Annotated in this window: 19 protein-coding genes; 15 read left to right on the top strand and 4 right to left on the bottom strand. The window is 67.5% G+C overall.

Annotated features, from left to right (window positions below):
* Window positions 1-2: 2 nt before the first annotated feature.
* Together QTI45_RS33050 and QTI45_RS33045 are read right to left on the bottom strand one after the other, a co-directional pair.
* Entirely contained in the window at window positions 3-1,364 is a 1,362-nt protein-coding gene (locus QTI45_RS33050) for a DUF1329 domain-containing protein (RefSeq protein ID WP_286372375.1), read from the bottom strand.
* A 41-nt stretch (window positions 1,365-1,405) separates the two neighbouring features.
* Window positions 1,406-3,241 (bottom strand): DUF1302 domain-containing protein, encoded by a 1,836-nt coding sequence (locus tag QTI45_RS33045; protein WP_353621371.1) that lies wholly within the window; start codon window positions 3,239-3,241, stop codon window positions 1,406-1,408.
* Window positions 3,242-4,102: 861 nt separating this feature from the next.
* Between QTI45_RS33045 and QTI45_RS33040 the strand changes: the two genes are divergently transcribed.
* Window positions 4,103-4,435, top strand: a complete 333-nt coding sequence (locus QTI45_RS33040) for a hypothetical protein (RefSeq protein ID WP_286372373.1) — start codon at window positions 4,103-4,105, stop codon at window positions 4,433-4,435.
* Here QTI45_RS33040 and QTI45_RS33035 read toward each other — a convergent pair.
* Window positions 4,410-5,546: an AraC family transcriptional regulator gene (locus QTI45_RS33035; protein ID WP_286372372.1), complete on the bottom strand. Its 1,137-nt coding sequence runs from the start codon at window positions 5,544-5,546 to the stop codon at window positions 4,410-4,412. The genes QTI45_RS33040 and QTI45_RS33035 overlap by 26 nt on opposite strands.
* 52 nt (window positions 5,547-5,598) lie before the next feature.
* Between QTI45_RS33035 and QTI45_RS33030 the strand changes: the two genes are divergently transcribed.
* From QTI45_RS33030 to QTI45_RS33020, 3 genes are all read left to right on the top strand, one after another.
* Window positions 5,599-7,566: a sensor histidine kinase gene (locus tag QTI45_RS33030; protein WP_286372371.1), complete on the top strand. Its 1,968-nt coding sequence runs from the start codon at window positions 5,599-5,601 to the stop codon at window positions 7,564-7,566.
* Window positions 7,557-8,213, top strand: coding sequence for a response regulator transcription factor (locus tag QTI45_RS33025; RefSeq protein ID WP_286657369.1), 657 nt, complete (start codon window positions 7,557-7,559; stop codon window positions 8,211-8,213). Before QTI45_RS33030 ends, QTI45_RS33025 begins: the two co-directional genes overlap by 10 nt.
* A gap of 205 nt (window positions 8,214-8,418) precedes the next feature.
* Window positions 8,419-8,757: a DUF2092 domain-containing protein gene (locus QTI45_RS33020; RefSeq protein WP_286657368.1), complete on the top strand. Its 339-nt coding sequence runs from the start codon at window positions 8,419-8,421 to the stop codon at window positions 8,755-8,757.
* Here the strand turns inward: QTI45_RS33020 and QTI45_RS33015 are convergent.
* The gene (locus QTI45_RS33015) at window positions 8,754-10,217 is read right to left on the bottom strand and encodes a patatin-like phospholipase family protein (protein ID WP_286372368.1); all 1,464 of its coding nucleotides are present in this window, start codon (window positions 10,215-10,217) and stop codon (window positions 8,754-8,756) included. The two genes, QTI45_RS33020 and QTI45_RS33015, sit on opposite strands and share 4 nt — an antisense overlap.
* 204 nt (window positions 10,218-10,421) lie before the next feature.
* Between QTI45_RS33015 and QTI45_RS33010 the strand changes: the two genes are divergently transcribed.
* The 11 genes from QTI45_RS33010 to QTI45_RS32960 form a co-directional block, all read left to right on the top strand.
* On the top strand, window positions 10,422-11,267 hold the full coding sequence (locus QTI45_RS33010) for a DUF2092 domain-containing protein (protein ID WP_286657367.1): 846 nt from the start codon (window positions 10,422-10,424) through the stop codon (window positions 11,265-11,267).
* 12 nt (window positions 11,268-11,279) lie between these two features.
* A complete protein-coding gene (locus tag QTI45_RS33005; RefSeq protein ID WP_286657366.1) occupies window positions 11,280-11,876 on the top strand; it encodes a hypothetical protein in 597 nt (198 codons plus the stop codon).
* A 32-nt stretch (window positions 11,877-11,908) separates the two neighbouring features.
* Entirely contained in the window at window positions 11,909-12,709 is an 801-nt protein-coding gene (locus QTI45_RS33000) for a DUF3313 domain-containing protein (RefSeq protein WP_286372365.1), read from the top strand.
* A complete protein-coding gene (locus tag QTI45_RS32995) occupies window positions 12,706-13,467 on the top strand; it encodes a YfaZ family protein (protein WP_286657365.1) in 762 nt (253 codons plus the stop codon). Before QTI45_RS33000 ends, QTI45_RS32995 begins: the two co-directional genes overlap by 4 nt.
* 8 nt (window positions 13,468-13,475) lie before the next feature.
* Complete coding sequence (locus tag QTI45_RS32990; protein ID WP_286657364.1) at window positions 13,476-14,459, top strand: formylglycine-generating enzyme family protein; 984 nt, start codon at window positions 13,476-13,478, stop codon at window positions 14,457-14,459.
* Complete coding sequence (locus QTI45_RS32985) at window positions 14,456-14,845, top strand: hypothetical protein (RefSeq protein WP_286372362.1); 390 nt, start codon at window positions 14,456-14,458, stop codon at window positions 14,843-14,845. The genes QTI45_RS32990 and QTI45_RS32985 overlap by 4 nt, the downstream gene beginning before the upstream one ends.
* Before the next feature lie 127 nt (window positions 14,846-14,972).
* Window positions 14,973-16,031, top strand: a complete 1,059-nt coding sequence (locus tag QTI45_RS32980) for an HAD family hydrolase (RefSeq protein ID WP_286657363.1) — start codon at window positions 14,973-14,975, stop codon at window positions 16,029-16,031.
* A gap of 38 nt (window positions 16,032-16,069) precedes the next feature.
* Window positions 16,070-16,456 carry a response regulator transcription factor gene (locus tag QTI45_RS32975; protein WP_286657362.1) on the top strand — a complete coding sequence of 129 codons (387 nt, stop codon included), beginning with the start codon at window positions 16,070-16,072 and terminating at the stop codon, window positions 16,454-16,456.
* A gap of 69 nt (window positions 16,457-16,525) precedes the next feature.
* The gene (locus QTI45_RS32970) at window positions 16,526-18,997 is read left to right on the top strand and encodes an arylsulfatase (protein WP_286657361.1); all 2,472 of its coding nucleotides are present in this window, start codon (window positions 16,526-16,528) and stop codon (window positions 18,995-18,997) included.
* On the top strand, window positions 18,997-19,434 hold the full coding sequence (locus tag QTI45_RS32965) for a hypothetical protein (RefSeq protein ID WP_286372358.1): 438 nt from the start codon (window positions 18,997-18,999) through the stop codon (window positions 19,432-19,434). The genes QTI45_RS32970 and QTI45_RS32965 overlap by 1 nt, the downstream gene beginning before the upstream one ends.
* 44 nt (window positions 19,435-19,478) lie before the next feature.
* Window positions 19,479-20,072, top strand: a 594-nt coding sequence (locus tag QTI45_RS32960) for a DUF2092 domain-containing protein (RefSeq protein ID WP_286657360.1), incomplete at its 3' end; no start/stop codon positions are given.

Here is a 20,072-nt window from a genome sequence, read left to right as displayed (position 1 = left end):
GCTCAGCGCACGCCGGAGCCGGCCAGCGCGTCGGGGCTCCAGGCCGTGGCCGACAGCGGGTCGGTGTACTTGAGACCGACGTTGTAGGCACCCATCAGGCCCGTGATGTTGTAGCCGTTGGTCGTGAAGTCGTGGAAGGACTGGCCCATGCTGGCCGGTGCCGGCACCTCGTACGAGGGGTTGGTGTAGACGAAGCCGGCGCGATAGAGCTGGCCGCGGGCGTCGTATTCGTCGGAGGCCACGGCGATCCAGCTGTCCTCGTCGACGTAGAAGGTGCGCTTGGCGTAGATGTGGCGCTTGTCGGCCTTCAGCGTGGCTTCGACCACCCACACGCGGTGCGCCTCCCAGCGCACGAAGTCGGGATTCAGGTGGTTCGGCGTGGTCACCGCGTACGGGTCCTTGGCATAGACCAGCTTGAAGGTGTTGTACGGGACCAGCATCTCCTTCTTGCCCACCAGCTTGAAGTCGTAGCGGTCCATCGCGCCGTTGAAGACCCAGGCGTCGTCGTAGGTCGATGCGCCGGCCGCGCCCGGGTTGGGCGTGTCGTAGGCGATGTCGGGTGCCAGTTTCACGCGGCGCTGGCCCGGCAGGTACTGCCAGGCGCGCCGTCCGTTCTTCATCGGATTGATGTAGTCCTGGGCGAGCAGCGCCTCTCCCGCGCGCCGCGCCGGTGCCGTGTAGGCGATCTTGGTGCGGAAGTAGATGTCGTTGTCGGCCGAGACGCCCGTGCGCTTGGGGTCGTAGTAGGGGTAGTCCATGTGGATCTGCCCCGTGGTCGCGAGCACGGCCTTGCCGGAGGAATCGACATTGATCGAGTCGTACTGCGTGTAGTAGCTCTGGCCGGTGTAGCGCAGCAGGTGGTTCCACATCACCTCGTGGCCGGTCTTGGGGATCGGGAACGGAATGCCGGCGTACGTGCCTTCGAGGCCCAGGCCGTCGTCGGTGGTCTTGACCGCGGTGGCATTTTTCACCGTGTTGTCGATCACGTACTTGGGGAAGGCCATCGAGCGGTGCGAGGGATAGACGTCCACCCGCATCGTCGGGTACTTCTTCAGCAGCTCCTTGGTGCCCTCCGTGAGCTTGCTCTCGTACTGCGCGAGGTTCTGCGCCGTGATCGCGAAGAGCGGTTTGTCTGCAGCGAAGGGGTCGGGGCGCAGGCCCGAGCCTTTTTCGTAGCCGGCCGGCGGCGTGGTGAGGCCACCGGTGTACTCGGGGATCGACTTGTCGGCGCTGCCAGCGCGCTCGGCGCCGGTGGCGGTCAGGGTGGTGCCGAGCTTCTTGGCTTCATCGGCGCCGACCGCTGCGACGGCGGCCTGGGCGGCCAGCGCGAGCAGCGCGCCGGCCCAGAGAGGACGTGTGTTCATGGCTTTGTCTCCGTGGATGTTCGTTCGAGGAAAGGGACGACTCAGAAGGTCGCCTTGAAGGTCAGCAGCACGTGCCCGCGGTCCGACAGGCTCGCGTAAGTGCCGTTGGGCACGTTCATCGCGCCGTTGGCCAGCGTGCTGTAGTCGCCGTAGAAGCCGACATAGCGCAGCGCGATGTTGTATTTGGAGCGCACGTCGGCCGCGATGCCGATGCCGTAGGAGCCGGCGTTCTTGTTACCGCCAGTCAGCACCGCCGAGTTGCCCGAGAGACCGCCCGACCAGCTCAGCGGCATCGAGAGGTCGACCCCCGCGAAGACCTGGTACCAGGTCGGCGTGAAGTTCAGGCCCAAGCCCACGTAGTCCTTGCTGACCGCATCGACATTCGCCGGATTCGCGCGGTAGGCGGCGCTGCCCTTGAAGGCGCCCGGGTTCTGCGAGACGCTGAGCCAGCGGTTCCAGATCAGCTCGGCATTCCAGTTCGCGCTGTCGAAGAGCGCGGTCTTGGACACGGTGCCGAGCAGATTGAAGACGCCGTGTATGGTGTCGCCGCGCGCGCCGGGCGTATCGCCGCCAAGCTGCGCAAACTGCGCCAGGGAGATCGCGCCGGTGGCCGGATTGGCGAGCGCGGTCGGCAGCACCTGCACCGGCACGCTCTGCAGGGGCATGTTGCGGCGGTAGCTGAGCTCGGCGCCCAGGCTCAGGCCGGCGACGCTCTTGGCCAGGCTCAGGCCGTAGATGTCGATGTCGCGGCCGTAGAAGGCCTGGTACTGGCCCACGTAGCCGGCCTGGATCTGCGGCAGCGTGGCGGCAGACGGGTTGATGTAGCAATTGGTCGGCCCGATCGGCCGCAAACCGGCCCGGGCGCAGGCGGCCGCCGGCACGCCGGCCGCAACCGCCGGCAGGAGTGCCAGTTGCGGCTGGATGTCAGCTGTACGGCGGCCATAGAGGCCGGCTGTGCCGTCGAGCCAAGCCGGGCTCCAACGCGCCGACAGGCCGAAGTCGCCGGTCTTGTTCGGCTCGGCACCCGCGGCCTGCAGCAGCCGCTGGCCGGGGCCGGCGATGAGCGATTCGCCCCCGTGCAGCAGCGCGTCGTTGACCGTCAGGTAGCTGCCCGACTCGGGGTAGCGTGCGCTCTCCCAGTCGAAGAAGGTCTGGGCCGCGAACGACAGATCGGGCGCGGGCTGCACCTGCAAGGTCATCGAATTGCGCGGCCGGTAGAGCTCCTTGGCCTCGATGCCGGGCGTGGCGAGCGCCTTCCACAGGTCGAGGGAGTACTGGCCGTACGAGATGCCGTGTACCGCACCGCCGGCCAGCAGGCTCTCGCCCCAGTAGACCGTGTGCTTGCCGAGGCGCAGGCCGACGTTGGTGTCGCCGAAGTCGGTGTTGCCGAAGACGAAGGCATCGAGCAGTTCGCCCGATACGCCCTTGGCGTAGCGCGAGGTGTAAGGCGACAGCGCGCCCGCGGTCGGCACGCCGTAGACCAGCGTGTTGGCGGTGGCGTTGTTGCGGTTGTCGAGGTTGTTGTAGGCGGCGTCGCCCCAGGCCGCGCCGCTCACGCGAAAGCCGAATTTCTTGTCGACCACCAGATCCATCTCGCTCAGCAGGTCGAGCCGGTTGGCGATCAGCGAGTGATTGCTGAAGTTGCGGTCGCCATCGTCGAAGTTCGGATTGCCGAGGATCGCCTTGTCCTGGCCCTGCACTCGCTGGCCGAGGTTGTAGCGCAGCGTGTTGTCCCAGCGCAGCACGATGTCCGGGTTGCCGGTGTCGATCTCGATCGAGCGGGCGGGTCCCGCCAAGGCAAGGAGCGCCAGTGCTGCGGCGGAGACCGCAGAGCGGCGATGGCGCGGGACATGGCGGAGTGAGGCGGTTTGGACCACAGGTTTGTCTCTTGAAAGGTTCTTCGTGTCGCCGGGAGGGCCCGGCTTTGCTTTGTCGATCGGCAGCCGTGGCAGGCCCGGTCACCGACGGCCGATTCTGTTGAGCCGCCGGAGACGTCGCCGGTCTTTGCGGTCAATTCGGTGGTCTTTCACGCTGGTGCGGGTGGCCGGACTGGCGAGCAGTCCGCTCCTTCAGGCTTTGGTCCCACGTCCGCCGGCCAACAGTGCAACCGTCCCGTCGTGGCTTCCCTCTCGAGCAATCCCATTGCCCCTTGCACGGAGGTGCCGAAGCCGTACCGACGCCGAGGAATCCGAGCCGGTCGGAGCTTGAAGCGATCGCTGTGAGCGGTCTTCGCTGATCGAATCCAGCCCCCCTGATCGACCCGGCGCAACACGCGAACGACGAGAGCGCAAGAAGGTCCGTCGAACGGCGACTCGATGCAGCAACCCGACGGTCAAGGCTGCGAATTGGGTTGCCGCAGCGGTGATTTCAAGCTGTCCGCCATGTCCTGCTTGAGCATGGGGGCGAGCTTCGTCGGCGCGCCCAGAGTCAGCGGGCCAACACGATCACTGCGTTCGTCGGCCTGCGCCCCTTCCTGGTGCCGAATGCGGACGGCACCAATTTGGCGAGCAACTGGACGGACTCAAGGCTCAACGCCAATGGCTCACTCACCATCCCCGTTGCCGAAGGTTCTCGCAGGCGTGTGGCGCCTGCGCCTGCCAAGCTCGTTTCCTGATAGAACGGCGGCTTATCGGGCGCGGTCCGACCCCTGTGAGTGGCGACGATCACGGGCATTCCTGTGTCGCCATGCCTGTGCCTGCCTGATGCCCGCCCCTTCGACGAACAGCGAACGACTCAACATGCGCAACTTCCACAAGCTCTACGACAAGGACATGGTCCGTTCCGTTTTCGACAACATCCGAAATCTGATCGTGTGTGCACTGATCATCGCCGCGGGCCTGTACGAACACGGGAACTCTTCAGGCCTTGTCGGCTGGCTTGCCGTCACCAACGTGGCGGGCTGGTTGCTGGTTGCGATCGGCGTCGTCCTGACCATTGCGAACTTGGTGGTCGGCCTGGCGCAGTTGGCGACGCTCGCTTGGCCGAAGCTGTCAATGACAATGCTGCTGTGCCTCTATGTCCTTGCCTCGGTTCGGCTGGTCGTGGTCATGGCCGCATTTCGGGCGGGGTAGATTTGCACCGGGGGCCACAAGGCCGCTCTTGCGGCCGTTCTGACGTCCCAGAGCCAGCGACGGCCCGCTCCCGCCATGCGGCAGGCGTGGCATCTGTCCAGCGCCGAAAGGCACGGTTGAAGGCGCTCGCATCCGCGTAGTCCAGCGCCGCCGCCACCCGCGCCGTCGGCAAGTCGGTGTCGAGCAGCAACTGGCGCGCGTATTCGTAGCGCACGTCCTCGAGCAGCATGCGCACGGAGGTGCCCTGCGCCTGGAGCTTGCGATGCAGCGTGCGCCGGGGCATCGAGAGCAAGTCGCACAGCAGGCTCTCGTTCGCGCGCCCGCTCGCCACCATCCGACGCAGCGTGGCGGTGATGTGGTGCACCAATGCCTCGGGCGCCACGCTCTCCTGGGCGAGGATCTCGCGCTGCAGCTGTCGATGGCGCTCGGCATCCGAGGCCAGCGGCGGCTGCGCGAGCCAATGGCGATCGAAACGCAGCTCGGTGCGGTCGGCATCAAAGACCAGTCGGCATCCGAACTGGTGCCGATAGGGGCCCAGGTCCTCAGGCCGGCCATGGGCGAAGCTCACCTCGGTCGGCGACCAGCGCGGCCCGCAGAGCGCGCGCAGGATGTTGAATTCGAAAGCGGCGACCAGGTCGTAGGCCTGCGCCGTGCCCGGCATGTCGCGAAGATAGATCGCATAGCCGAAGGTGGCGTGCTGGCCTTCGACCGCGTGCGTCGGCACCCCACCGCGCGTCTGGAGATGCAGGTGCGCGATCAGACTGTGCAGGGCCGCATCGACGGTGCGCGACCGCTGAATCAGTTCACCCAGCATTCCGAGCGAACCCGGATCGGCGTACTGGCCAGCCAGCAACCCGAAATGGGGGCATCCCGTGCGCTCGGCGCAATGCAGCAGAAGTTGTCCGCCGTCGCGGTAGCTGAACCGGTTGTCAGGATGGTCGAAAGTGTCGGGCGCCAAACCCAGTTCGGCCAGCACTCGCGCGGGTTCGATGCCTTTGTCGCGCAGCACGACCGGCACGCCCGCGAGTGCGGCAATCCGAACGCTGCCGGGATCGGTCGCCGGAGACTCCTCAAGGCCCGGGCTCCGGGTCTTCGAAACGGAACGCGACATCGAAACGACACCTCCTGTGACATAGGCCGGACGCACGATGCAATGGCCCAAAATGTCAAGCACGACTGAGCCGTATTGTATTAATGTTCGCGCGCAACCACGAAAGCGCCATGCCGAAGCCGGAGAGTTCTTGAAGACGCCGATTGCCCACCGGGTCCGTTTCCCGCTCGTCGTGCTTTGCTTGCTGGCGCTGTCTGGCGGCGGCGCCATGGCGGTGGAGAGCCGCACGGTCCTGGTGCTGTATTCGAACGGCCGCCTGGTGCCCGGCAATGTCGCGGTGGAGGCCGGATTGCGCAGCGCCCTGGAGAGCAGCGCCGAGCGGCCCGTGACCGTTTTCACGGAGTTCCTCGACAACCCCGACTTCACCGGTGATCGCTATGAGCGCACGGTCACGACTTACCTGCGCGACAAATACGCGGACCATCCGCCGTCGGTCGTCGTCGCAGTCGCGCGCGAATCGCTGGACTTCGTCTTGCGACATCGCGAAGACCTCTTTCCCGACGTGCCGGTCGTCCATGCGGCGGTGTTCCCATCCTTTCCGGAGCCGATGGAGAAGTTGCCCGCAGACGTCGTCGGGGTGCCGGTTGGCTACGAGATCACGGGCACCATCGACCAGGCGCTTCGATGGCATCCAAACACGCAGCGATTGGTTTTCGTCACCGGCAGCACACCGCGTGACCTCGAGTGGGAAGGCCGGTTCAGAGACAAGGCCACAGGCCTTCCACCCCAAGTGAAGGCGGAATTCTTCGCGGGCCTGCCGATCGAGGTGCTGGGCAAGCGCCTCGCGGAACTCGACGCCCATTCCCTGGTCGTCACGGCGGGCTTCTATCAAAGCGGCGACGCGCAGCGCTTCACGCCGCGCGACGCTGCCGCGCTGGTCGCCGAGAAGTCGTCCGTCCCGGTGTACGGCACCTTCAGCACCTTCCTTGGGACGGGCGTCGTCGGCGGCGTGATGCCCCGCTTCGAGGCCATGGGCCGGCAGGCCGGGGACATCATCAATGCCCTGCTCGACGGTGCGGCACCGTCGTCGCTCGAACTGCCCGAGCGAACGCGCAACAACTTGAGCGTCGACCAGCGGCAGACCCGACGCTGGCGCATCGCCGACAGTGATGTGCCGCCAGACGCTTACGTGGAGTTCAAGCAGCCCACCTTCTGGGATGCCTATCGCACCGCGGCATTGATCGGGGGCGGCGTGATGCTGCTGCAAGCCGGGCTGATCGGGGCGCTGCTGCTCGAGCACCGCCGCCGCCTCAAGGCCGAGGGCACGCTGGTGCAGCGCGGCAGCGAACTCGCGCATGCCTCGCGCCTGGCAATCGCAGGCGAGCTGACGGCGTCGATCGCGCACGAGATCAACCAGCCGTTGGCCGCCATCCTCGCCAACACCGAGGCGGCGGAGCTCATGGTCAAGTCGGGAACGCAGAAACCCGATGACATCGGCAACATCCTGGCCGACATCCGACGCGACGACCTGCGCGCGAGTGACGTCATCGCGCGGCTGCGCTCGCTGCTCGCCAAGCACGTGGCGGCACGCCATCCGATCGAGCTCAACGAGGCGGTCGATCAGGGCTGCGCGATGGTCGAGGGCGAAGCGCGCCGGCGCGCGATCAATCTCGTGCAGCGACCCGGCCCGAGCCCGATGCAGATCCTCGGTGACCGCATCCAGATCCAACAGGTGCTGATCAACCTGCTGCTCAATGCGATGGATGCGTTGGGCGACCTGCCCGACAGCCGGCGCACGATCGTGGTGTCGACCGCGCGCCATCCCGAACACCTCACGCTCAGCGTGAGCGATCGCGGCCACGGCATCGAACCGGCCCACCTGCCCCGACTCTTCGATTCCTTCTTCAGCACCAAGAGCCGCGGCATGGGCCTGGGCCTGTCGATCTCCCGATCGATCGTGGATGCGCACGGCGGCCGCCTGCGGGTCGACAGCACGCCAGGCAAGGGCACCGTCTTTCATGTGGATCTGCCGTCGCCCGGCATCGACGGCGCGGCACCGAAAGAATACCGATGGACGTGAAACCCCTGATCCATGTGGTCGACGACGATGCTTCGCTGCGCGCGGCACTGCTGCGGCTGCTGGATGCAGCCGGCTTCGACAGCCGAGGCTATGCCGATACCGGCGAGTTCCTGCTGCATCCGGTACCCGACCGTCCGGGCTGCCTCCTGCTCGACGTCAACCTGCCCGGACCTTCGGGTCTGGAACTGCAGGACGTGCTGCAGCAACACGGCTGCCAGCTGCCGGTGGTGTTCCTGAGCGGCCGCTCCGACATCCCCTCGAGCGTGCGGGCGATGAAGGCCGGCGCGGTCGATTTCCTGCAGAAACCCGCGCAGAGCGAAGCACTGCTTGCAGCCATTGGTCGGGCGCTCGCGCGCGATGACGCGCGGCGCACCGCGCGTGCGGAACAGCAAGGTCTCAAAGCGCTGTTTGCGACACTGACACCACGTGAGCGGGAGGTCTTTGATCGCATCGTCGCAGGCAAGCTCAACAAGCAGATTGCGGAGGATCTCGACACGAGCGAGCGCACGGTGAAGACGCATCGCTCGCAGCTCATGCACAAGCTCGGCGCCGACTCCGCGGCCGAACTGGGGCGACTCGACGAACGGCTGCGGCAGGTGGCTTCCGACCAGGGTCCGGGCATCGCCAGAGTGCTGCCCGCATCTTGAGCAGACGCGCGAACTCGGGCGACGGGGGGATCGATGTCGGAGCGGCCATAGCGGCGGTTCCCCTTCGGGCAATCGAGTTGCCCTCGCACCCGACTCACGATTGTCTCGGTGTCACAAATGATGGCCGGCCGAGGGTGCTTTCAAGGCTTCCGGCTCTTCGTTGCTTCGTCCAAGGAGCGCTTCATGCTCCGGTCCCGATCCACTGTTGCCCTGTGCTCGCCGCGGCCACCTTCTGGCGACCGGCGTTGCCGCCCCGACCACGGCCCCTGCGAAACGCGCGCGCACGGCCAAGGCCCAGGCCAAGCCGCCGCAGCTCGAGGTCCCGGCCATGGACCTGCTGCACGCGATGAGCGCCAGCCTCACGGGCGCGAAGTCGCTGGCCTTCACCGCCGTCACCCCCTGCAAGCGTCCGAGCCGCGTCGGCCCGCCGCTGGCCTACGCCACCATCTCCGAGGTGCTGCTGCAGCGGCCCGACCGTCTGCGAGTCGTGACGCTGGGCAACGGCCCGGCCTTGGAGTTCCACCACGGAAGGACGGTCGACTAAGGGGGGTGCGGCACCAAAGCGCTGCCTGCATCCTTGAGCAGGCGCGCGAACTCCGGCGAATCGAGGATCAGCGTCGAAGCAGCGGCCCGCAACCGGTCGACGGCCTCGTCGGGCAGGTGAAAGCTGGTCGGCTGGCTGTTGAGGTAGGCGCGCTCGCCGCGATCCTTCAGCGCAGCGAAGGACACGTCGATGGCATAGATCTCTGCATCGGGCACGCGCATGAGCTGCGCGATCGCAGGGTCCTTGTTGGCCGCCATCGCGGCCGACTCGCGGATTCGCCTCATCGTCTGCCAGCGCGCCGCGGTGTCGCGCAGCAGCTCCACGGCTTCGTAGGAATTGTGATCGATCGGCACCCCGCTCGCCTTCAGCAGGATCTCGACGGTGCCGGGCGGCCTTGCCGATCGGTCCCAGTGCGTGGGCGGCGTCGACAGCGAGTTGACGATGAAGACCACCACCCGCCGCACATGGTCAAGCGGTGTCGGCAGGCCGGCCTCGTGCAGCGCCTCGAGCAGCTCCAACGCATCGAGCACGCCGCGCATGCCGACGTTGTCGGAGACACCGCCATCCACGAGGTGCACGAAGGGTCGCTCGGCGCCGTCTCCGAGCCCCGCCATCGAGTCGATCGAGCGGATCGCGCGCGCGGCCGGCCGCGGCGGGGCGACCTCGCCGTCGAAAGTCCTGGCCCAAGGAGGCAAGCGATAGCCGCAGGTGCCGCCGTAGTTGTTCAGCGTGACCGGCGACAGCACGACCGGCACCGCGGAAGAGGCCGCCGCGGCGCGCGACAGCGACACCGCGCTCAGGTCCGAGCACATCACGTCGAACACGCTCTGCTGGAAGACCAGGCGCGCGCCGGTCGAGATGTCGGTGGCCGAGGCCAGCACCAGCGGACCTTTGCCGCGGACCAGGTCGCCGAAGGTGGCACCCTTGAACAGGATTTCGTCGTAGAGCTGGGCCGCCAGTTCGGAGCGTCCCCAGCCGGTCGACCCGAGGTCGACCCAGTAGTCGGGCTTGAAGGCCCGCGCGATCAGGTCGCCCTGCACGTCGCGCTTGAGGAAACGCTGCACGTAGTCGTCGAACAGCCGGTCCCCGTAGAGGCCGTAGGCCAGGGCGGTGAAGCTGCCGCCGGACACCCCCGTGATGACGTCGACCTGATCGATCAGTCTGCCCTTGCGGCCCTGCGGGCCCACCACCTCGGTGCGTCGCAGAAACTCGAGTACGCCATAGGAGAAGGCCGCGGCGCGCGTGCCGCCCCCCGAAAAGGCCAGGATGACCAGATTTTCCTTGTCGCGTTCGGGCGCCGGGCGCGTCTCGTAGCGATAGCCGCGGCTCGGGTCGGCATGCACCATCGGCGGGTTGATCGGCCGTGACGCGCAGCCTGCGAGCAGCAGCACCACACCGGCAGCAAAGCAGGCGCGAAGGCCGGCGCGCGAGCGACGGCGGAGGTTCGTGGGCACTGTCATCAGGCCTGTCAAGAAAGCGCTTTCTCGAAGGACGTCCACTCTAACCGCGCCGCGCCGCCGCGTTGCTTCCCCTTCGGGCAACCGAGTTGCCCTCGCACCCGATTCACGAGCGCCGCCGTGCTGAGGATGATGATCGCCCAAGGGTCCACGCAGGGCCGCCGGCTTTTTGTCGCTTTTTTCATCGCCTTATTCCAGGAGCTATCCATGGTCCGGTCCCGAATCACCGCCGCGCTGATGTTGGCAGCGGCCACCTTGCTGGGAACCGGCGTCGCCGCCCAGACCACCGCCCCCGCCAAGCCCGCCCGCGCGGCCAAGGCCCAGCCCAAGGCGCCGCAGCTCGAGGCCCGCGCCATGGACCTGCTGCGCGCGATGAGCACCAGCCTCACCAGCGCCAAATCGCTTGCCTTCACGGCGGTCACCACCTATGAGAGCCCGAGCAGCGTCGGCCCGGCGCTGGCCTACGGCACCACCTCCGAGGTGCTGCTGCAACGACCCGACCGGCTGCGCGTGGTGACCCTCGGCGACGGCCCGGCCTCCGAGTTCTATTACGACGGCAAGACCATCACGGCCTTCGCGCCAGCCGAGAACCTCGTCGCCGTGGCACCGGCGCCGTCGACCATCGACGCCATGCTGAAGCAGGCCTTCGACAACGCCGCGATCTACTTCCCGTTCGCCGACATCGTGGGCGCCGACCCGTTCCAGGCCCTCACGGAGGGCCTCGGCAAGGCCTTCTACATCGGTCAATCCAAGGTCGTCGGCGGCACCACCACCGACATGGTCGCAATCGCGAGTGACCAGGTCTTCATCCAGATCTGGATCGGCGCCGACGACAAGCTGCCGCGCAAGATGCGCGCGGTGTTCCGCGGCGACCCGCTGCAGCTGCGCCACCAGGTCGAGCTGTCGAACTGGAAGCTCGACCCGGTGATCGCCGCCGAGGCCTTCGCGGCGATGAACGCCGCCAACGCGAGGAAGATCGCCTTTGCCGCGCCCAAGCCGGTGGCGCCCGCCCGGAAGTCCGGCAAGGCCGCTGGCGCCGCCAAGGCCCCCTGAACGGTGGACACCATGACCCCCACCTCCACAAGGAAGACCCTGCTGCCGCTGCTGGCCGGCCTGCTGCTGTACGCCGGACTCCATGGCCAGGCCAACGCCTGGGCCAGCGCCAACCGCTTCGGCGGCCATTCCTCGGGCGGCTGGGGCGGCGCCGAGCACACCAATGCCTGGGGCGGCAGCACCTCGCACAGCTGGGACGGCGCCACCACCCACACCAACGCCATGGGCGGCACCACCACCGGCGTGGCGGGCTACGGCGCGGTCCACACCACCGCGGGCGGCTACAGCGCCTATCGGCCGCCAGCCTATGGCGCTGCCGGCTATGCGCCCTATCACGCACCGGTGGCGGTTCCCTACTACCACGCGGGCTGCTACGACTGCGCGGGAGCCGTGGCCGCCGGCGCGGTGGTCGGCGTGGCGGCCGGCGCGGCCATCGCGAACGCCAACCGCGGCGCGGTGTATCCGATGGGCGTGAGCTACGCCACGGTGCCGGCCGGCGCGGTGATGGTCAACCGCTACGGCACCGACTACTACCAGGTCGGCGACAGCTGGTTTCGGCCTTTCTATGGCGCCAACGGCGTCTACTACACCGTCGTCGGCGCGCCATGAGCGGCCGCCGCATCCAACCACCAGGGAATTCGATGAAGTTCCGATTCCAACGCGCTGCGCTGCCGGCCTGCCTTGCGGCGGCTGCGATGGCGCTCCTCGCCACCGGCTGCGCCGCGCCAGGCTCGGGCAACGCCAACATCACGGCCTCCGAAAACAACATCGCAAAGGTGTCGAACGTCGGCTTCCTCTCGGACCCGGCCAAGCTCAAGGCCCAGCCTGCCAACGGCGGCTTCCTGTGCTGGCGCCAGCCGGGCGTCGACTGGCGGATCTACGACAAGGTCATGATCGAGCGCATCAAGGTGTATGTGACGCCCGCCAACGAGCAGAGCCCGATCGATCCGAGCGACTTGAAAGCGCTGATCGACTACTTCCACAGCGCGCTGGTGAAGAACCTCTCGCCCAGCGTCAAGATCGTCGATGCCGCCGGGCCCGGCGTGTTGCGCGTGCGCCTCGCCTTGACCTCGCTGGTGCCGACCAACCAGCTCGCCAGCCTGGCGGGCACCGCGGTGCCCTACGGCTTCGTGGCCGAGATGGGCTCGGGCGCCGCCACCGGCCGGCCGCCGGGCTCGACGCCCTACCTCGGCAAGACAGGGCTCGAGGCCCAGTTCCGCGATGGCGCCACCGGCAACGTGCTGGCCGAATGCGCCGACACCCAGATCGGATTGAAGTACGCGGCCGATCTCAAGGGCGATGCCACCACTGCTGCGGAGGCATGGATGAACGGCTACGTCAGCTCCTTCACGGCCTGGAGCTACGCCCAGGACGCCTTCAACAAATGGTCGGCCGCCTTTGCGCGCCGACTGGCCGAGCTCAAGACCCAGCCACCGCAATGAGCACACCAAAGCACTTCAAGAAGACGCTGGCCGCCTGCGCGGCCGTGCTGGCCTGCCTGCCCGCCGCGGCGCAGAGCGGCCCGGCCTCGGCCAATGACTGGCAACTCGAGTTCGTTCCCTACCTCTGGCTCGCGGGCATCAAGTCGGACTTGAAGCTCGGGCCCTTGCCGGGCAACACGCTGAGCGTGAGCTCCGAGAGCGTCCTCGAGGCGCTGGACTTCGGCGCCATGGGCACGCTCGAGGCGCGCAAGGGCGCCTGGGGCGGCCTGCTCGACGTGCAGTACGTCAAGCTGGGCGTGGGCAACCAGTATGCCGGTGGCCTGCTGGGCGGCTACAACGTCAAGTTCGAGCAAACCATCGCGACCCTCGCGGGCTTCTACCGCGTAGTCGAAGGCCCGGCGGCGGTCGACCTGCTGGCCGGCGTTCGCTATGTCGATGCGAAGACGAGCGTCGATATCTCGCCGAGGCCGCCCGGCCTCAACCGCCAACTCGAGGAGTCGGGCGGCTCGACCAACGGCATCGTCGGCGTGCGCGCCATCGTGCCGGTCGGCGACAAGTGGTCGCTGCTCGGCTACCTCGACATCGGCGAAGGCGGCTCGAGCTCGAGCTGGCAGGCCATCGCAGGCGCGAGCTACCAGTACTCGCCCACCACCTCGCTGAAGTTCGGCTACCGCTATCTCGACTACCGGCGCGACGACGCGCTGCTCGACAAGGTGGCGATGGGCGGGCTGTACTTCGGGGCCGGGTTCAAGTTCTGAGCGCGCGCATGACAACCGACACCGTCTCCAGACCGATCGAAGCACCTTCCGCGGCACCGCACCCCGGCATGCTGTGGATCCCCGGCGGCACCTTCCGCATGGGCTCCGACCACCACTACCCGGAAGAGAAGCCCGCGCACCGCGTGAAGGTCGACGGCTTCTGGATGGATGCGACACCGATCACCAACGCGCAGTTCAGGGCCTTCGTCGAGGCCACGGGCCACACCACCTTCTGCGAGATTCCGCCCAATCCCAAGGACTACCCCGGCGCATTGCCCGAGATGCTCAAGGCCGCGTCCTCGGTCTTCGTGCCGCCGCCAGGGCGCGTGAGCTTGCACGACCACTTCCGCTGGTGGGGCTTCGTCCCCAATGCCAACTGGCGCCAGCCGCAAGGCCCGGGCAGCAGCCTGGTGGGCAAGGACGACCACCCGGTGGTGCACGTGGCGTGGAGCGACGTCGAGGCCTATGCGCAATGGGCCGGCAAGCAGATCCCGACCGAGGCCGAGTGGGAGTTCGCCGCGCGCGGCGGGCTCGACGGCGCCGAATACGCCTGGGGCGACGAGCTCGCGCCGGGCGGCGTGCACCAGGCCAACACATGGCAGGGCGAGTTCCCGTGGCAGAACCTGGCCGCGGACGGCTTCGTCGGCACCTCGCCGGTCGCGAGCTACGCGTCCAACGGCTGGGGCCTCTACGACATGACCGGCAACGTGTGGGAATGGACCCAGACCTGGTACGCGCCGCGCCATCCCGACGAGAAGCAGAAGGCCTGCTGCATCCCCGTGAACCCGCGCGGCGCGCCGAAGGCACAGAGCTTCGACCCCGCCATGCCCGAGCTGCCGATCCCGCGCAAGGTCATGAAGGGCGGCTCGCACCTGTGCGCGCCGAACTACTGCCGCCGCTACCGGCCGGCCGCGCGCATGCCACAGCCGATCGACACCTCGACCTCGCACCTGGGCTTTCGCTGCGTCGTGCGACAGGAGCCCGGCGCATGACGCCGGCGCCGCGCGGGCGGCTCGCCACGATCCTCCGCCTGGCCTCGATCGTCGAGGGCGTCACCGGTCTCGCGTTGCTGCTGGTGCCGGCGCTCGTCATCCGCCTGCTGCTCGGCGCCGAATCCGAAGGCGTGGCGCTGGCGATCGCCAGGTTGTGCGGCATCGCGTTGGCGATGCTCGGCTGGGCCTGCTGGCCGGGCCGCCGCGCCTCGTTCATCGCGTCCAACGGGGCCCGCGCCATGCTGGCCTACAACGCCACGGCTGCCCTCTTCCTGGGCTGGCTCGGCACCGCCCATGGGCCAGTCGGGTGGCTCTTGTGGCCCGCGGTCGTGCTGCATGCGGTCATCGCGGCATTGCTGGTGCACAGCGCGCGCCACGAGAACTGAGACACGGCGCGAGGCGCTTCCCTTTCGGGCAACCGAACTGCCCTCCGACCCGATTTCATTGCAATCACGTGCGCGCAATGATCGGCCGAGATCGTCGACCGTCCATCGGAAAAAGGAAAGCTCAGCCATGAAAGCCTCCGGTCCATCTTCCATTGCAGCACGGTCGCTGCCGGCAACGGCGCGCCGCCGGGTGGTCGCCTGGATGCACGGCCTGGCGCTGGTCACGCTGTGGGTGCTGGCCCCGCTCGCGCGGGCGCAGACCGATCCGCTGCCTTCCTGGAACGACGGCGCCGCCAAACAGGCGATCATCGCCTTCGTCAAGGACACCACGGACAAGGCCAGCCCCAGATTCGTCGATCCCGACGCGCGCATCGCCACCTTCGACCAGGACGGCACGACCTGGGTCGAACAGCCCAACTACGCGGAGGCGATGTTCGCCTTCGATCGGCTCGCGGTCGAGCTCGCCAAGCGTCCGCGTCTGAAGCTCGTCGAGCCCTTCAAGACCATCATGTCGGGCAATCAGGCGGCGATCGCGAAGCTCACCAACGAGGATCTGCTCAAGGTCGCGGCGGCGCTCACCCACAGCGGCCTGACGGTGGACGAGTTCCGCACCATCGTGGCCGACTGGCTCGCCAGCGCGAAGCATCCTCGCTTCAAGCGGCCCTACACCGAACTCGTGTTCCAGCCGATGCTGGAGGTCATGCAGTACATGCGCGCCAACGGCTACAAGACCTACTTCGCCACCGGCGGCGGCCAGGACTTCGTGCGCGAGTACGCGCAGAAGGTGTACGGCATCCCGCCCGAGCAGGTGATCGGCTCGGCGGCCGAAACCTCGTTCGGCTACGCCAAGGACGGCAAGGCGGTGCTCACGAAGACGCACAAGATGCTCTATGTGGACGACAAGACCGGCAAGCCGATCGCGATCCACCAGATGATCGGTCGGCGACCCGTGGCCGCCTTTGGCAATTCGGTCGGCGACCAGCAGATGCTCGAGTATGTCCAGGCCGGCGATGGCCCACGGCTCATGGTGCTCGTGCACCACGACGACGCGGTCCGTGAATATGCCTACGGCCCCGCCTCCAAGGTCGGCACCTTCAGTGACGCGCTGGGCGCCGAGGCGAAGCGGCGCGGCTGGGTGGTGATCAGCATGAAGAACGACTGGAAGCGGATCTTCGGCTGGGAATGACCGCCAAAGCTCCCACGGCCGAAGCACGATCGCCCCCCATGCCCCTGTCCCTCACCGGTGTGATCCTCGTGGTTGAAGACGACGACAGCATGCGCCAGGCGATCCAGCGCCTGCTCAATGCGGCCGGTTTCAAGACCGAGGCCTATGCCTCCTCGGAGGCGCTGCTCGCCGATGGCCGAGCAGCCTTCGCCGCCTGCGTGGTGAGCGACTACAAGCTGCCGGGCATCTCCGGACTCGACCTGCTGACGGCGCTGCGCACGCGCGGGCACTGGCCGCCGGTCGTCCTGGTCACAGCCCACGACTCGATCGAGGTGCGCAACGAGGCGATGCGCCGCGGTGCATCGGGCTATCTGGCCAAGCCGTTTCGCAGCAGGGATCTGCTGGACGCGATCGAGCTCGCAGTCCAGGGCCGGTCCCCGCCGTGAGCCGGCCCGCGAATCGACAGACATCACCGTTTTTTCCCTGGTCCACTTCAACTATCGAATGGAGGTCGAATGCAAAGAGATCGCAAGTTCCTCATGGGCGGCGTGCAGGCGGCGGCTGCCGTGCTGTCCGCTGCCCTGGTCACGGTGCCCGTCGCCGCCCAGGTGATCACCGGCGACCTGGGCGCGCCGAGCGCCACCGTGACGATTCCGGGCAACCAGGTCCCGGCGCCCGAAATGCCTTTCGGCGGCACGATCAAGGAAACGCTCACGGGCTCCAAGGTCTGGTGGCCGCCGCGGGTCGTGCCCCCCAAGGGCGCCCCGAACGTGCTGCTGATCATGACGGACGACCAAGGCTATGGCGTCAGCGGCACCTTCGGCGGCGTGGTGCCCACGCCGGCCCTGGATCGCGTCGCCAAGTCCGGCCTGCGCTACACGCAGTTCAATTCCACGGCCCTGTGCTCGCCCACGCGCGCCGCGCTGCTGACGGGCCGCAACCACCACTCGGTGGGCTTCGGCGTCATCACCGAGCTGTCGACCGGCTTCCCGGGCTACGACTCGATCATCGGCCCCGACAACGCAACCATCGGCGCGCTGCTCAAGGGCAATGGCTATGCCACCTCGTGGTTCGGCAAGAACCACAACACGCCGGACTTCCAGTACAGCAAGGCCGGCCCCTTCGACCAGTGGCCGTCGGGCATGGGCTTCGATTATTTCTACGGCTTCCAGGGCGGCGAGACCGACCAGTGGACGCCCTACCTGTTCCAGAACAACCGGCAGATCTTTCCGTGGATCGGCAAGCAGGGCTACAACCTGATCACCGACATGGCGGACGAGGCCATCAACTACATGCAGGGCGTCAAGGCCTCGGCGCCCGAGTCGCCGTGGTTCGTGTACTACGCGCCGGGCGGCACGCACTCGCCGCACAACCCCAAGCCTGAATTCGTCGCTCCCTTCAAGGGCAAGTTCGACAAGGGCTGGAACGCGCTGCGCGAGGAAATCTTCGCCAACCAGAAGCGGCTGGGCGTGATTCCCCCGGAAGCCAAGCTGACCGACTGGCCCGACAGCCTGCCCAAGTGGGAGTCGCTGAGCGCCGACCAGAAGAAGCTGTTCGCGCGCCAGGCGGAGGTGTTCGCGGGCTACGCGGCCTACACCGACTTCGAGATCGGGCGCGTGATCCAGCAGGTCGAGGACATGGGCCAGCTCGACAACACGCTGATCATCTACATCGTCGGCGACAACGGCACCAGCCCCGAGGGCACCCTGAGCGGCACGCCCAACCAGTGGACCTCGTACAACGGCATCCTCGACTTCCCGGTCGCCGAGCAACTCAAGTTCTACGAGGCCTGGGGCTCGGCCGCGACCTATCCGCACATGGCGGTGGCGTGGTCCTGGGCCTTCGACACGCCGTTCAAGTGGACCAAGCAGATCGGCTCGCACTTCGGCGGCACGCGCCAGGGGCTGGCGATCTCGTGGCCCAACCGCATCAAGGATGCGGGCGGCATCCGCACACAGTTCCATCACGTGATCGACATCGTTCCGACCATCCTCGAAGCCACGGGCATCAAGGCGCCCGACATGGTCGACGGCATCAAGCAGAAGCCGATCGAAGGCACGAGCATGGCCTACACCTTCGACAAGGCGAATGCCAATGCGCCGTCGACACGCAAGACGCAGTATTTCGAGATGATCGCCAACCGCGGGATCTACCACGACGGCTGGTACGCGAACACGACGCCGCCGCACGGGCCGTGGATCCTGAATGCGCCGCTGCCCCCGATCGCCGACTACAAGTGGGAGCTGTACAACATCAAGGAAGACTATTCGCAGGCCAACGACCTCGCCGCGAAAATGCCCGAGAAGCTCAAGGAGATGCAGGCGCTGTTCGTGCAGGAGGCGGCCAAGTACCAGGTGCTGCCGCTGGACAACCGGTCGTTCGCCCGTGCGGTCGAGCCGCGCCCGAGCACGACCGCGGGCCGCTCGGTGTTCACCTACACCGGCGTCAACCCGGGCATCCCGGTCGCCAACGCCCCGAACATCCTGGGCAAGTCGTACAACATCAAGGCCGATGTCGAGATCCCGCAGGGCGGCGGCAAGGGCGTGCTCGCCACGCTGGGCGGACGCTGGGGCGGATGGGGCCTGTACATCGTCGATGGCAAGCCCATCTTCGACTACAACATGCTCATCCTCGCGCACTACCGCTGGGTCGGCCAGGAGGCGCTCGCGCCCGGCAAGCACAGCATCGAGTTCGACTACACCTACGACGGCCCCGGCATCGCCAAAGGCGGCAGCGGCGTGCTGAAGGTCGACGGCAAGGTGGTGGCCACCGGCAAGCAGCCCAACTCGATCGCGTTCCTGCAGGTGTCGGACGAGACCTTCGACGTGGGCACCGACCTCTACACCGAGCTCAACGCCAAGGACTACCAGCTGCCCTTCGCCTTCAACGGCAAGATCGACAAGCTGGTCATCACGCTCGGCAAGTCGCAGCTCACGGCGTCGGAACAACGCCAGGCCGAGCAGATGGTCGCCAAGGCGCGCGACTGATGCGGCAGCCCTGGAAGCCGACAGGCCTCGGGCTCGTGCTCGCCGCCCTCATGACGGCGGCGGCGCCCGCCTTCGCGCAGGGGCCGGCCCCCGGGGCCGGCCCGGCCAAGGCCGGCCTCGATGTGCTCGAAGGCGCATGGAAACGCAGCGACGGCAACTACATCATCCTGATCCGCGAAGTCGGCAAGACGGGCGAGCTCACCGCGTCCTACTTCAACCCGAACCCCTTGCCCTTCGCAAAGGCCCAGGCCACGCAGGGGGGCGGCACCGTGCGCGCCGCCTTCGAATTGCAGGCCGGCGGCTACGGCGGCTCGACCTACACGCTGCGCTACGACCCGGCCAGCGACCGACTGGTGGGCGAGTACTTCCAGGCGGTGGCCAAGCAGACCTTCGAGGTGGCCTTTTCGCGCCAGCGCACCGAGGGCAAGCTGCGCTGAGCGCGCGCCCTCATCCCATGGTTCCCCTTCGTGGAGCAACGCCAATGAAAGTTCCTCTCCCTCGATTCGGCCGCCGAGCCGGCGCGGCGCTGCTCGCAGCGATCGCGCTGCTGGCCGTCGACCGCGCGGCCTTCGCGCAGGATGCCTCCAAGCCCGCGGCCACCGCTGCTGCCGCGCCTGTCAAGGACGAACGCGCGCTGGCCTTGCTCAAGGCCATGGGCGACACGCTCGCCGGCGCCAGGACGCTGAGCTTCAAGGTGCGCGGCATCGTCCCGACCCCTTCGCCCACAGGGCAGTACGTGAGCCTGTTCGCAGCCTCGCGCGTGGTGATGCAGCGGCCCGACAAGCTCTTCGTGGAGGCACGCGGCGACCTGTTCCCGAGCGACAGCTACTACGACGGCAAGACGGTCACCGTGGTCGGGGCCGACCGCAAGTTCTATGCGCGACGCGAGGCTGCCGGCGGTGCCATCGAGGCCTTGATGCAGAGCGTGCAGCCGGGCTCCGATGCCACGGCGCCCTTCCTCGACCTGCTGGTCGCCGACCCCTATGCCTTCCTCACCAAGGATCTCGCGAGCGCCCTCTGGGTCGGGCAGTCGACCATCGGCGGCGTCAAGACCGAGCACCTGGCGTTCACCGCC

The sequence above is a fragment of the Variovorax saccharolyticus genome (genome assembly GCF_030316765.1).
Classification (GTDB): Bacteria; Pseudomonadota; Gammaproteobacteria; order Burkholderiales; family Burkholderiaceae_C; genus Variovorax; species Variovorax saccharolyticus.
This window is presented reverse-complemented; position numbering and strand designations above follow the sequence as displayed.